Below are 12769 nucleotides of genomic sequence, written 5' to 3' on the forward strand. Positions count from 1 at the left end.
CGACGTCGCTTTTCGCTGCATTTAAGGAAGGCGATCAAGGAAATCACACGAACGGATACAGGGTCGCGTGCATCAGATTGAAGCTGATGAGCAACCGTCGGGAACGCAGTCTATAATTGCCGGCACCAGGAGACGACGATCAGACGAGGTGGGGCCAATACCCGCCATGATGCACGTCCCTTTCCACCATCGTCCCGTACACTAATCAGTGTCGTTAGGATCGTATTTTTCATTCGGCCCCGGTCACCTGATGCATTCTCTATTGGTGGTACAGTAAAACGTCTCAAACCCACCGTGCCCGAACTCAACGGTCAAAATCCGGCCGCCAGTACTTCTGAAACGAACCTTTCCATCATGAGCAACAATCCCGATATCAAACACGGTCAGTCCGTCGAACTGCTGAAAGAGCTGCATATCCTGACCCGTGACGGCAAGCTAAACCAGGATAGCCGCCGCAAACTCAAGCAGGTCTACCACCTCTACCAGTTCATCGAACCGCTGTTACAGGCTGTGCAGCAGGATCAAGCGGATATCAGCCTCGTGGACCACGGCGCGGGCAAGTCCTATCTCGGTTTTATCCTTTATGACCTGTTCTTTAAAAAACTGAACGACAAATCGCGCATCTACGGCATCGAGACCCGTGACGAATTAGTGACGAAATCGCAGGAACTGGCGCAGAGATTGAAGTTTTCCGGCATGTCGTTCCTGAATTTGTCGGTGGCCGAGTCGATCAGTTCGACGCAGTTGCCGGCGACGGTCGATGTCGTCACCGCGCTGCATGCCTGCAATACCGCAACCGATGATGCCATTCGTTTCGCATTACAGAAAAAGGCGAAGTTCGTCGTGCTTGTGCCGTGCTGCCAGGCGGAAGTTGCTTCCGTCTTAAAGAAGAACAAAGGCAAATCACTGGGCCGGGACGCCTTGACCGAACTATGGCGTCATCCCATTCACACCCGTGAATTTGGCAGCCACGTAACAAATGTCCTGCGATGTTTACAACTGGAAGCGCACGGCTACCAGGTCAATGTGACGGAGCTGGTGGGGTGGGAGCATTCCATGAAGAATGAATTGATTATTGCCAGCTACAAGGGATTGCCAAGCGGACGTCCAAGCAAGCGCTTGCAAGAGGTGATGCGGGAGCTGGGGCTAGAAGAAATGAGCGAGCGTTTTTTTACACCGAAAATTGCGCCTGAATTTGTATCGCAGGAATAATTTAGCTGTACTGTGTGCCTGTGCTCGCATTATTTCGTAGTTGGCGCTGTTTCGTCTTATTGAACGGTAAAGAGTGAATCGACATCGGCTTTTTTGGACAGTGAAGAGCCGCCCAAAACATGCGTTTGAACGGCGGCTTTGACGGGAAGCACGTCAGTCGCAGTAACTACGGCCAGACAAGGCGACGACTATGGTGCACGCATCGCAAAGCTGTTGATTTCTATTTGTCGATAGCCGAATTCACCGTGGCACTCTACGAACGCGTACCGATGACACGTGCTTCCCGCTGATAGCCTTGCGTCGGCTGCAGCGTCAGTCCCGCATGGGCTGAAGGAACGGGTTGCGCCTGCACTCGCGCTAGATATTGCGAATGACCCGACACGGATTTCCCGCTGCAAGCACTCCATCCGGAATATCGCGCGTGACGACGCTGCCCGCTCCAATGATCGTTCGGGAACCGATATGGACACCGGCCAGGATCAATGCCCCGCCACCGACCCACACGTCCGAGCCGATGTCTATGGGCTTTCCGTATTCCTGCTTTCTGCGCAGACCTGCATCGAGCGGGTGTAATGGCGTCAGGATCTGCACGCCTGGTCCGAACAACGTGTAATCACCGATACGGACGTCGCATATATCAAGAACCGTGCAGTTGAAGTTGAAAAATACGCGTGCGCCAAGGTGAATATTGAAGCCGTAGTCACAGTAGAACGGCGGTTGCACCCAGGCTGAATCGGCGCCAGCGCCAAGCAGGTCTTTCAGGATGCGACGTCTTTCGTCCTGCTCCGTCTCCCTTGTGGCATTGAAGGCCTGGCACAAGGCGTGAGCGCGTTCCCGAGCGAAAACCAGTTCAGGATCGAACGGGTCATACAGCTCGCCAGCGAGCATCTTTTCCTTTTCGGTTTTCACGGTTGCGCCGATGCTTGTCCAAGGTCTGCCACCATCACGCCATGTCGAGAGAGTGCGCTATCGAGCTTCGGTTCCGTTGTTTCGTCCGAGGTCTATCTTGCGGCAGCAAAGGATCATGAAGGAGAAATTCTCCGCGGGCTGAAATAAAGCTGCCGCCTGCCCTCGCGCCATTCGAACGCTTGCATTCGCATCGTCAACCCCACCCACGGCGCCCAACCACCGCCATGCCATCGCTCCAGTCCCCTGTGCCGTCCGGATCATCCAAGTCATGCACTGCGGCCGGGGTTCGTCCTTCCTCCTGCGTTTACCAATCGAAACATGCCAAAAACGCAATTCCCCCACGCCGCATGATGGAACTGATTTTTACCCTTGACATTCCGTTTTCAGCATTTCAAAATGCATTTCAACCTGTTGAAAACGGAAAACCCATGTCCCACGTCAGAACCGCCGACCGCACCCTGGGAATCTTCGAAGCTTTCGAGTCCACATGCCGGCCCATGTCGCTGAGCGAACTGGCCGAACAGGCCGAGGTCCCGGTCAGCAGCTGCCATGGCCTGGTCCAGACGCTGCTTGACCGCGGCTACCTCTACTGGGTCAGCCGGCGCAAGGACATCTACCCCACGCGCCGCCTGCTCGACGTGGCGCAGACCATCGTGTCGCACGACCCCTTCCTTGAACGCATCGAGCCCTTCCTCGAGCAGCTGCGCGACGGCACCGAGGAAACCGTGATCCTCGGCAAGCGCCAGGGCGATTCGGTGCTTTACCTGGAAGTGGTTCCGGGTCTGCATACCGTGCGCTACACGGCGAATGCCGGCGAATACAAGCCTTTGCATTCCAGTTCCATCGGAAAACTGATGCTGGGCAGCATGAAGAAGGCCGAACTGGATCGCTGGCTGGCGTCGCATGAACTTCCCGCTATCACGTCCAACACCATCAACGATATTGAAAAGCTGCGTGCCGACCTGGAGGAGAGCCGTCGCCGTGGTTACTTCATGACGCAGGGCGAAAACGTGGCCGACGTGACAGCACTGGCCGCGCCCGTGCAGGTCAACGATGAAGTGCTTGGCCTTGCGGTCGCTGGCCCGACGCACCGCATGGCCGTCCGCAGTGAAGAACATGCCCGGCGCCTGCTGGAAGCGCGCCAGGCCATCGAGGAGGCATTCCAGTAATGACATCGACCGAGAGCCTGATCGTCACGATCAGTGACAACGTGCTGCGGGTATGCATCAACCGCCCCGAAAAGCGCAACTGCCTGAGCCGCAACGTGCTGGCCGAACTGGGCCAGGTCTTCGCAGATCACAGCACGGACACGAGCCTGCGCGCCGCGGTCCTGACCGGTGCCGGAGACAAGAGCTTCGCGGCAGGCGGCGACCTCAAGGAATTCGTCGCCCTGCGCAGCGAAGAGGATGCGCAAGGCCTGTTCCGCCACGCCAATGAGGCATTGAGCGCCATACGCCGCTTTCCCGTGCCGGTCATCGCCGCGCTCAACGGTGTGGCACTCGGCGGCGGCGCGGAGCTCGCGCTGGCCTGCGATTTTCGTGTGGCCGCGACACATGCCGGCATGGGTTTCGTGCAGGGCAAGCTCAACATCTCCACCGGCTTTGGCGGCGGCACCGACCTCATCCAGCTGGTCGGCGCCCATCGCGCGCTCGGCTTGCTGATCAACGCCGAGATCATGGATGCGCACAAGGCACGCGCCATCGGCCTCATCGATGCCGTCGCGGAACAGGAAGAGTCGCTCGATCAGTGTGTCGAGCGCTTCCTGCAACCCTTGTATGCCCATGTTCCCCAGGTACTGCGCTCATTCAAGGCGCAGGCATTGGGACAACGCCTTGGCTTGACGCGCGCCGAGCGTGAACGCAACGAACAAGCCGGGTTCGTCGAGACCTGGGTCCATCCCGATCACTGGGCAGCTGCAGACCGCGTGCTGGCCCGTAAAGCATGAGGAAGCCTATGAGTGCCGTGAAGCAGGAAGCATCCCCCGATAAAGCGCCGCGACTGAGCGGAACGACGCCCTCCGGCATTGAAGTGCCGGTGGTCGTGACACCGGACATGCCAAAGACAAAGGATATCGGCCAGCCCGGCGAATACCCCTTCACGCGGGGCATCTTCGCCGATGGCTTCCGCGGGCGCCTGTGGACCATGCGCCAGTATTCCGGCTTCGGCACGGCGGAAGAATCCAACGAGCGCTACCACTTCCTGCTCGACCAGGGGCAGACCGGCCTGTCGGTCGCGCTCGACCTGCCGACGCAATGCGGCCTCGATCCGCTCGATCCGATGGCGCGTCCCGAGATCGGCAAGGTCGGCGTGTCGCTCTCCAATCTGTCGGAGATGGAGATCCTGTTTCGCAACATCGACCTGTCGCGCATCTCGACGTCATTCACCATCAACGGCACTGCCGCCATCATCTACGCGATGTACTGTGCCTGCGCCGACCGCATGGGCGTGCCGCGCGAGAAGCTGACCGGCACCATCCAGAACGACATCCTGAAAGAGTATGTGGCGCGCGGCACCTGGATCTTTCCGGTGCGTCCGTCGATGCGCCTCATCTCCGACACCATCCTGTTCGGCAACCAGGCCACGCCGCGCTTCAACACGATTTCGATCGCCGGTGCGCACATGCGCGATGCGGGTTGCACCGCTGCGGAAGAAATGGCCTACACGCTGGCGAATGGCCTTGCCTATGTCGACGAGCTGATCAGTCGCGGCGGCCGTGCCGACCATTTCGCCAAGCGGCTGTCCTTCTTCTTCTATGTCCACATGGACCTGTTCGAAGAGGTCGCGAAGTTCCGCGCCGGCCGCCGCCTGTGGGCGCGCCTGTTGAAGGAACGCTATGGCGTGACCGATCCGAAGGCGCAGATGTTCCGCTTCGGCGTCGTGTGCGGCGGCTCGTCTCTCGTCGCGCCGCAGCCTTACAACAACGTGGTGCGCGTGGCGGTCGAGACGCTTGCAGCAGTGATGGGCGGCGCGCAGTCGATCTTCACCTGCGCCTACGATGAAGCCTTCCAGATCCCGACCGAGTTCTCTGCCGAACTGGCACTGCGCACGCAGCAGATCATCGGCTACGAGAGCGGCATTGCGCGCACGGTCGATCCGCTGGGCGGCAGCTATCACGTGGAAAACCTGACCGACCAGATGGAAGAACGCATTACTGCGCTGATGAAGGAAGTCGATGACTACGGCGGCGCGGTCAAGGCCATCGAGGATGGCTGGCTGCAACTGCAGGTGGCGCGTCGCGCGCACGAGCGCAAGCTCGGCCTCGACAGCGGCGAGATCCCGGTGGTCGGCCTGAACTGCTTCCAGCGCGAGGACCAGCAGGTCGCGCCGGGAGAGGTGTTCCATCTCGACCCGCATGCCAGCAAGCGCGTACTCGAAAAATTCGAGGCGGTGCGCGCCAGCCGCAACGATGCCGAGGTCCAGCGCACGCTTGATCGCCTGGAAGAGGCAGCCAAGAAAGACGACGAAAATCTGATGCCCTACCTGATCGATTGCTGCCACGCCTACGCGACCGTGGGCGAGATGGTGACCCGACTCAAGAAGCAGTGGGGCGAATTCCGGGAGCCTGTACGCCTATGACCACCTCATCCGCCAAGTCCGCCACGTCCACGCAACCGCTGCGCGGCAAACGTATCCTGATCGCCAAGCCCGGCCTCGATGGCCATGATGTGGGCGCCAAGGTGATTGCCCTTGCCCTGCGCGATGCCGGTGCCGACGTGATCTACAGCGGCCTGCGCAAGACGCCTGGCTTCATCGCGCGAACGGCGGTCGACGAAGACGTGGATGCGGTCGGCCTGTCGATCCTCTCGGGCAGCCACAACGACCTCGTGGCCGAGACCATCGAACAGCTCAACGCGCTGAAAGGCGAGGGGATTCCCTTGTTCGTGGGCGGCACCATTCCGGCCCACGACCAGGAAGCGCTGCGTGCGCAAGGCGTGCGCGGCGTGTTCACCAGCGACATGCCGCTGGCCGACGTCATCGACACCATTGTCCGGACGCTGTCATGAACCAACCCCTCAAAGGCGTGCGCATCATCGAAGTGGGCCACATGCTCATGGGCCCTTACTGCGGCATGCTGCTCGCCGACCTCGGCGCCGAGGTCATCAAGATCGAGCCGCCCGAGGGGGATATCGGTCGCCGTGTCAGCCCGCATTCGATCGGCTCGCACAACGCCTACTTCGCCAGCCTCAACCGCAGCAAGCAAAGCGTGGTGCTGGACCTCGCCTCCGAGGAAGGGCGCGACGGGCTTGCGGCACTGGTGCGCAGCGCGCGCGGCCTGGTCACCAATCTTCGGCCCGCCGCCATCCGCAAGCTCGGCCTGACCTACGACAACCTGAAGCAGTGGAACCCGAACATCGTCTGTGTAGCGCTCACCGGCTACGGCCTGGAGAGCCCCTTCGCGGAGCGGCCTGCCTATGATTACGTGATCCAGGCGCTGACCGGCGTGATGGCAATTACCGGCGATCCGGACGGCCCGCCGACCAAGACCGGCTACTCGGCGGTCGACAATTCGGTGGGCATCATGGGCGCGGTCGGACTGTTGTCCAAGCTGGTGGAAGGCAAGGGCGGGCAGGTCGATATCGCGATGTACGATGTCATGCTGTCCCAGCTCAACTACCTCGCGGGCGCGTGGCTGAATGCCGGTGAGCACGCCGAGCGCTATCCGCGATCGGCCCATCCCTACATCGTGCCGGCGCAGATTTTCCCGACGCGCGACGGCTGGCTCACGCTGTTCATCACGCATGACGATTTCTGGCGGCGCTTCTGCAACGAAGTCGGGCGTCCGGAATGGATCGACGATCCGCACATGGCCACCATGGCTGCGCGGCGCGAGAACCGCGAAATTGTCCTCAAGCTGGTCGGCGAGGTGCTTGCCACCGACACGACCGATGGCTGGGTGGCGCGGCTGGCGCCGCTGGGCATCGTCGCGGCTGCCGTCGAAAGCCTCGAAGACGCGCTGGCCAGCGAGCATAGTCGGGCACGCCGCATGACGGCTGAAATCGCCACACCGGAAGGCACTATCCGCGCGGTGGGCAACCCGATCAAGATTGCCGGCGCAACCGAAGAATTCGGACCGCCGCCACACCTGGGCGAACACAACAAGGTGTTGCTACCGGAGGAGGGCCGGTAATGGCATCGTCCCTCGACCGCCGCGCACTGGCCCGGGCATTGACCGAGGCGGCACGTGCCAGTGTCGAGGACGCGCTGGTGAATGCCGCGAATGATGTGGCGCCCGCACCTCGCATCGGCATTACCGGCGCACCCGGCGTCGGCAAAAGTTCCCTGATCGGCCGCCTCGCGCGCCACCGACTCGAACAGCATGCGCCGCTGGCCGTGATTGCAGTCGATCCCAGCAGCCCGCATTCCTCCGGTTCTTTGCTTGGTGATCGAATCCGGATGGAAGGCATCGTGGACGACCCCCGCCTTTACATCCGCTCGCTTCCAAGCGGCGAAGCGCATGACGGCCTGAGCGAAAACCTGCCCGAGGTGCTGGCCGCCGTGGACCGCTTCGGCTTCGGGGAAGTGATCGTGGAAACGGTTGGCGTCGGCCAGACCGAGTACGGCGTGCGCGCGCTGGTCGACGTCGAGGTGCTGGTGCTCATGCCGGGCCTCGGTGACGCGGTGCAGGCCATGAAGGCCGGCATCCTGGAGACGGCCGATGTCATCGTGATCAACAAGGCCGATCTGCCGGGCGCTGATCGCACCATGGCCGAACTGCGTTCCGTCTTCAACAGCCGTGCCGCAAAACACGCAGCGCCTCCGCTGGTGCTCGTGCACAAGGACGAGGAGGGCGGCATCCTGAAGCTGAGCGAAACGCTCGACACCCTGCTTTCCCGGCGGCGCGAAGAGGTCACCGAGCAGGAACGCCGCCGCAGGCTCAACCGTTACCGGATCCACCGCCTGCTGTCACGCCGCCTGGCGCAGGCGATCACCGAAATTCCCCCGCAGCAGTTTGATGATGCGCTGGAAGAAACATATCGGGCTGTGCTGGCCCGACTGGCACCGCCCGGATAGACGACATTCCGATTCGGGTACGCATTCCAATCATAGAGAAGGAGACAGCAATCATGACAACGCAACCAAAAGCTTTCCATATGATCGTCGCCGCAGCCCTCGTGGCAATGAACGGCACTGCCATGGCCGATGTGCTCAATCTGAAAATGGCGCACCAGTGGCCGCAGGACGAGGCCGATTACGTGATCGCCACCGGCCAGAAGTTCGCGCAGGAGGTCGAGAAGCGCAGCAACGGCCAGATCAAGATCACCATGTTCCCGGCCGAATCGCTGGTCAAGGCCGCCGCGACGCATACGGCGCTGAAGGCCGGCTCGGTCGATCTTGCGATCTACCCCTACATTTATTCCGCGGGAGCGATTCCCGAAATGAACATGGTCCTGCTGCCCGGACTGTGGCAGACGCATGAAGACGTGTTCAAGTTCCGCAAGTCCGAAGCCTGGAAGAAGCTGGAGGAAAAGGCCGAGAACTACGGCTTCAAGACGCTGACCTGGATCCAGATCTCGGGTGGCGTCGCCTCCACCAAGAAGCCGATCCATGTTCCGACCGATGTGCAGGGCATGAAACTGCGCGCCGCCGGCAAGTACATGGAATATGCGCTGCAGAAGGCGGGCGCGACCACGGTTTCCATGCCGTCGTCGGAAAACTATTCGGCCCTGCAGCTCGGCCTGCTGGACGGCATGTGGACCTCGTCGGGCTCCTTCGGCGCGTATCGCATCAATGAAGTCGCGAAATATTACGTGTCGCCCGAGGATTACAGCGTGTACTACACGATCGAGCCGATCGCCATCAGCATGCGCACCTGGAAGAAGCTCACCCCCGACCAGCAGAAGATCCTGTCCGAGGTCGGCGCGAGCCTGGAGCAAAGCGCGCTGGAAGGTGCAAAGCATGAGGATGTCCGCGTGACCAAGCTGTTCGCGGACAAGGGCGTGAAGGTCGAGAAGATGACGCTGGACGACTGGAAGAAGTGGCAGGCATGGTTCGCCCAGCACAGCTTCGAGAAATTCAAGAAGGACATCCCGAACGGCGAGCAATTGCTGCAACAGGCCGGCGTACCAGCCAAGTAAACGGCACCGCAGGAGCTCATCATGACAAATCCGCATGCACAAAACCTTGCACCCGGGCGCGCAGCCCGTTGCCTGGAGGGCGCGGTCCAGTTGTCTGGCGTCATCGTCGGACTGGCCGCATTCCTGATCGCACTTCTTGTTACCTACGAAGTCCTGGCGCGCAGTGTATTTGGCTCAACCACCGGCTGGGTGAACGATGTGTCCGGCTACCTGATGGGCCTGATCACCTTCGGCGGCGCCGCCTACGCGCTGGCCGAGGGCGCGCACGTGGGTGTAGACCTGGTGCTCGAACGCGTCAGCAACCGCGCCCGACGCCTGATGGGCGGGATCGCGGACGTGATCATTCTCGTCGTGACGATTGCGCTTGCGTGGCTCAGCTGCGCATTCTGGTGGGATGCATGGACCAGCGGCGAGAAGTCATGGGGATTGTTCGAGGTCAGACTCTGGATTCCCTATTCCTTCTTTGCGCTGGGCATGGTCTGGCTGCTGGTCGTGCAGGTTGTACGGATGATGCGCCGCAGGACCGAATAAATAGAGCTGAATAAACATGGTCGACTAAGCAAGGCCGAATGCAGGGCCGAATAAGCAAGCCGCAGGATAGCGGAAAGCATCAACACGGAAATAGCAAGGAGACGGTATGGAAATATGGATCGGGCTGGCGCTGTTCGTCGCGCTGATTGCCCTGCTGGTCGTCGGTGTGCCGGTTGCATTCGCGCTGTTCGGCGTGGCAATCGGTTCGCTGTACATGCTGGATGGAGGGCTGGACGGACTCAGCCTGATCGCATCGACGGTCTGGGGATCGGTGACGAACTTCACCCTGACGGCAGTCCCGTTGTTCATTCTCATGGGCGCGATCATCTCGGCCTCCGGCATGGGCTCACGGCTTTATAACGCGCTTGCCACGCTGATGGACGGCGTACCCGGTGGGCTGATGGTGGCAACTACCGTGGCCTGCACCGTGATGGCTGCCGTGTCCGGATCGAGCGTGGCCACTGCGGGCGCCATCGGGCGCTTTGCAGTGGGTGAAATGCGCCGCTTCGGCTTTCAGGACAGCGCCTCCTGCGGCGCCGTCGCAGCTGGCGGTACGCTCGGCATCCTGATCCCGCCCAGCATTCCCATGATCGTTTACGGCATCATCGCCGAACAATCGATTGGCAAGCTGTTCATTTCCGGGGTTGTGCCCGGCCTGGTGATGGCCGGCGGTTTCATTGTGTACCAGGTCTGGCTGGCCTTGCGCGTGCAGGCTCGTGAAAAGCGCGTTGAAAAAACCACCAGGGCCAGCTTTGCGGACCGCATGCGTGCCTTGCGTGACATTGGACCGATTGCCATCCTGATCTGGATCGTGCTGGGGTCGATTTACCAGGGCATCGCCACGCCGACCGAAGCCGCGGCGCTCGGCACGCTGGCCAGCCTGATTCTCGGTGCCGTGATCTATCGCGAACTCAGCTTCGCCAAGTTCATCGTCATCCTGAAGGAATCGGCGCGCGGCAGCGTCATGGTACTCATGATCATCGCCGCCGCCATGGCCTTCGGCTATGTCATGACCACGACGCAGGTAGCGCCCGTGTTGTCGCGCACCGTCGCCAGCCTGCATGTGTCGCCATGGATGGTTTTCCTGGCCATCAATCTGCTGTTGCTGTTCCTCGGTTGCTTCATGGAGACGCTCTCCATCATCGTCATCACCACGCCGATTCTTGTACCGATCGTCGCCGCTTTCGGCTGGGACCTGGTGTGGTTCGGCATCATCATGACGATCAACATGGAGATGGCGCTCATCACGCCGCCGGTCGGCCTCAACCTGTTCGTGGTGCAAGGTGTGGTGCGTGACGTGCCGCTGAGCCGGATCATTGCCGGCACCATGCCTTACGTGCTGATCATGGCGGTGGTGCTGGCACTGGTGGCGATATTCCCGCCGCTGGCAACGGGCCTGGCTGGCAGCATCCGGTAGTGAGCTCCGCCCTGATGGTGGTTGCCGCCACGCTGGTAGCGCAGGCGGCAGTATCGATGGGCACCCTGACATTGCCTGCGATTGCACCGCGCTACGCGGCAGTGATCGGGGTCGATCCCTCTACCATCGGCTACCAGATCAGCATCGTCTATGCGGGCGCCATGTTCAGCGCCGCGTTCGGCGGCAACGCCGTGCGCGCCCTGGGCGCCTGCCGCACCACGCAGGTCGCCCTGTCGGCAGTCGCCGCCGGGATGCTGCTCGTGATGGTGCCGTCCCTCGCGGTACTGTTCCCGGCATCCGTGCTCATCGGCCTGGGCTACGGACTGGCCAATCCCGCTGCGTCCCATCTGCTGGTGCGTTATACGCCGGCACAAGGACGCAATCTCATTTTCTCGATCAAGCAGACCGGCGTGCCGCTCGGCGGCATCCTCGCTGCGCTCGCGGGGCCCGCGATGACCGGTGCATTCGGCTGGCGCTCTGCACTGCTGCTGGTGGCCATGCTGGGGCTTGCAATGACTGTCCTGCTACAGGTTCCGCGCAAGCAGTGGGATGATGACCGCGCGCCGACGACGCAGTTTCGCGGCAAGCTGTTCGGCGGCGTCGCCCTGATCTGGCGCGCACCGCCCTTGCGCTACCTGTCCCTCGCCGCCTTGTGCTTCGGCGGCGTGCAACTGTGCGTGATGGCGTTCACCGTCACGCTGCTGGTCGCCGAGGCGCACTACAGCCTCGTGCAGGCCGGCTTCATGCTGTCGCTGGTGCAGCTCTCAGGTGCATTCGGACGTATTTTCTGGGGCTGGGCCGCGGACCGCCTGCGCTCCAGCATGGGCGTGCTACTTGTCCTCGGCGGCATCATGACGCTGGCGACACTTGCCCTTATGAAGCTGGATGCAAGCTGGAGCGCGGCGTGGACTACCGTGGTGCTGCTTGCCCTCGGCGCGACGGCGATCGGCTGGAACGGTGTCTTCCTGGCAGAGGTTGCGCACGTGGCGCCGCGCGACCAGGCCAGCGCCGCAACCGGCGGCGCGCTTTTCTTCACCTTCGGCGGCGTACTGATCGGGCCCTCGATCTTTGCGGGAAGCTACGCCTTCCTCCACAGCTACGCGCTCACCTTCGGCATCGCCGCTCTGTTCTCGATCTGCGGGATGGCGTGCCTCCTGCGGGCGCGTTCCCACTGATACTTGCCGATCCGGCAAGGATCAGCCGCAGTCTCGCCCGATCCTTTTTCTCGAACGCGCAACGCCGTCGAAAGTATTAAGAATTTTCGCCTGCGGTTTTTTCGGCACGAAGAATTTCCCATTAAATTCAACGACCTGCGCTTTGGCCTGAATTGTGCTTAGTAGCATCCCGCGTGTGTTCTGTGGAGATGGTCATGGTCAGCAAATATGTGCGGGTGCTCGAAGTCAAGGATGACAAATACATCCTTTTTGACTTCGCGATCGGCGAACCGGACTTGAGCGTCGAGTTGATCCTTCCGCCCAAGGCCTTCGTCGAGTTTTGCCAGGCCAACCAGGTCATCTACATGACACCAGCACAGGGAGCCCAAGTGGATATGGAGCGCCTGACGTGGCGGCACGGCGATAGCGACCGATAGCGGCGCTTCAGGCAAGTCAAGAGGAGCAAGAAA

13 protein-coding genes are annotated in these 12769 nt (G+C 61.3%); 12 read left to right on the top strand and 1 reads right to left on the bottom strand.

Annotated elements, in window-relative coordinates; genetic code table 11:
• The first annotated feature begins 354 nt into the window (after positions 1-354).
• Positions 355-1212, top strand: coding sequence for an SAM-dependent methyltransferase (locus VJ698_RS05795; RefSeq protein WP_324101804.1), 858 nt, complete (start codon positions 355-357; stop codon positions 1210-1212).
• A 357-nt stretch (positions 1213-1569) separates the two neighbouring features.
• Here VJ698_RS05795 and VJ698_RS05800 read toward each other — a convergent pair whose 3' ends face one another.
• Entirely contained in the window at positions 1570-2121 is a 552-nt protein-coding gene (locus VJ698_RS05800; RefSeq protein ID WP_324101767.1) for a sugar O-acetyltransferase, read from the bottom strand.
• A gap of 428 nt (positions 2122-2549) precedes the next feature.
• On the opposite strand from VJ698_RS05800, the gene VJ698_RS05805 reads away from it, so the two are divergent.
• The 11 genes from VJ698_RS05805 (at position 2550) to VJ698_RS05855 (ending at position 12736) form a co-directional block, all read left to right on the top strand.
• Complete coding sequence (locus VJ698_RS05805; RefSeq protein WP_324101768.1) at positions 2550-3290, top strand: IclR family transcriptional regulator; 741 nt, start codon at positions 2550-2552, stop codon at positions 3288-3290.
• A complete protein-coding gene (locus VJ698_RS05810) occupies positions 3290-4066 on the top strand; it encodes an enoyl-CoA hydratase/isomerase family protein (RefSeq protein ID WP_324101769.1) in 777 nt (258 codons plus the stop codon). The genes VJ698_RS05805 and VJ698_RS05810 overlap by 1 nt, the downstream gene beginning before the upstream one ends.
• Before the next feature lie 8 nt (positions 4067-4074).
• Positions 4075-5697, top strand: coding sequence for an acyl-CoA mutase large subunit family protein (locus VJ698_RS05815; RefSeq protein ID WP_324101770.1), 1623 nt, complete (start codon positions 4075-4077; stop codon positions 5695-5697).
• Entirely contained in the window at positions 5694-6125 is a 432-nt protein-coding gene (locus VJ698_RS05820; protein ID WP_324101771.1) for a cobalamin B12-binding domain-containing protein, read from the top strand. Before VJ698_RS05815 ends, VJ698_RS05820 begins: the two co-directional genes overlap by 4 nt.
• The gene (locus tag VJ698_RS05825) at positions 6122-7249 is read left to right on the top strand and encodes a CoA transferase (RefSeq protein WP_324101772.1); all 1128 of its coding nucleotides are present in this window, start codon (positions 6122-6124) and stop codon (positions 7247-7249) included. The genes VJ698_RS05820 and VJ698_RS05825 overlap by 4 nt, the downstream gene beginning before the upstream one ends.
• Positions 7249-8133, top strand: a complete 885-nt coding sequence (locus VJ698_RS05830; protein ID WP_324101773.1) for an ArgK/MeaB family GTPase — start codon at positions 7249-7251, stop codon at positions 8131-8133. The genes VJ698_RS05825 and VJ698_RS05830 overlap by 1 nt, the downstream gene beginning before the upstream one ends.
• A gap of 53 nt (positions 8134-8186) precedes the next feature.
• Positions 8187-9197 carry a TRAP transporter substrate-binding protein DctP gene (dctP, locus tag VJ698_RS05835; protein WP_324101774.1) on the top strand — a complete coding sequence of 337 codons (1011 nt, stop codon included), beginning with the start codon at positions 8187-8189 and terminating at the stop codon, positions 9195-9197.
• A 21-nt stretch (positions 9198-9218) separates the two neighbouring features.
• Positions 9219-9728 carry a TRAP transporter small permease gene (locus tag VJ698_RS05840; protein ID WP_324101775.1) on the top strand — a complete coding sequence of 170 codons (510 nt, stop codon included), beginning with the start codon at positions 9219-9221 and terminating at the stop codon, positions 9726-9728.
• Positions 9729-9834: 106 nt separating this feature from the next.
• Positions 9835-11145 (top strand): TRAP transporter large permease, encoded by a 1311-nt coding sequence (locus tag VJ698_RS05845; RefSeq protein ID WP_324101776.1) that lies wholly within the window; start codon positions 9835-9837, stop codon positions 11143-11145.
• The gene (locus tag VJ698_RS05850; protein WP_324101777.1) at positions 11145-12320 is read left to right on the top strand and encodes an MFS transporter; all 1176 of its coding nucleotides are present in this window, start codon (positions 11145-11147) and stop codon (positions 12318-12320) included. The genes VJ698_RS05845 and VJ698_RS05850 overlap by 1 nt, the downstream gene beginning before the upstream one ends.
• Positions 12321-12514: 194 nt before the next feature.
• Complete coding sequence (locus VJ698_RS05855; RefSeq protein ID WP_324101778.1) at positions 12515-12736, top strand: phenol hydroxylase subunit; 222 nt, start codon at positions 12515-12517, stop codon at positions 12734-12736.
• Positions 12737-12769: the final 33 nt, after the last annotated feature.

The organism is Noviherbaspirillum sp. (genome assembly GCF_035254685.1).
Classification (GTDB): Bacteria; Pseudomonadota; Gammaproteobacteria; order Burkholderiales; family Burkholderiaceae_D; genus Noviherbaspirillum.

Excerpts from the sequence above, each read along its gene's own strand:
- VJ698_RS05855 (WP_324101778.1), top strand. The coding sequence starts at position 12,515 with ATGGTCAGCAAATATGTGCGGGTGCTCGAAGTCAAGGATGACAAATAC.
- VJ698_RS05840 (WP_324101775.1), top strand. The coding sequence starts at position 9,219 with ATGACAAATCCGCATGCACAAAACCTTGCACCCGGGCGCGCAGCCCGT.
- dctP (WP_324101774.1), top strand. The coding sequence starts at position 8,187 with ATGACAACGCAACCAAAAGCTTTCCATATGATCGTCGCCGCAGCCCTC.
- VJ698_RS05795 (WP_324101804.1), top strand. The coding sequence starts at position 355 with ATGAGCAACAATCCCGATATCAAACACGGTCAGTCCGTCGAACTGCTG.
- VJ698_RS05805 (WP_324101768.1), top strand. The coding sequence starts at position 2,550 with ATGTCCCACGTCAGAACCGCCGACCGCACCCTGGGAATCTTCGAAGCT.
- VJ698_RS05815 (WP_324101770.1), top strand. The coding sequence starts at position 4,075 with ATGAGTGCCGTGAAGCAGGAAGCATCCCCCGATAAAGCGCCGCGACTG.
- VJ698_RS05810 (WP_324101769.1), top strand. The coding sequence starts at position 3,290 with ATGACATCGACCGAGAGCCTGATCGTCACGATCAGTGACAACGTGCTG.
- VJ698_RS05845 (WP_324101776.1), top strand. The coding sequence starts at position 9,835 with ATGGAAATATGGATCGGGCTGGCGCTGTTCGTCGCGCTGATTGCCCTG.
- VJ698_RS05830 (WP_324101773.1), top strand. The coding sequence starts at position 7,249 with ATGGCATCGTCCCTCGACCGCCGCGCACTGGCCCGGGCATTGACCGAG.
- VJ698_RS05820 (WP_324101771.1), top strand. The coding sequence starts at position 5,694 with ATGACCACCTCATCCGCCAAGTCCGCCACGTCCACGCAACCGCTGCGC.
- VJ698_RS05825 (WP_324101772.1), top strand. The coding sequence starts at position 6,122 with ATGAACCAACCCCTCAAAGGCGTGCGCATCATCGAAGTGGGCCACATG.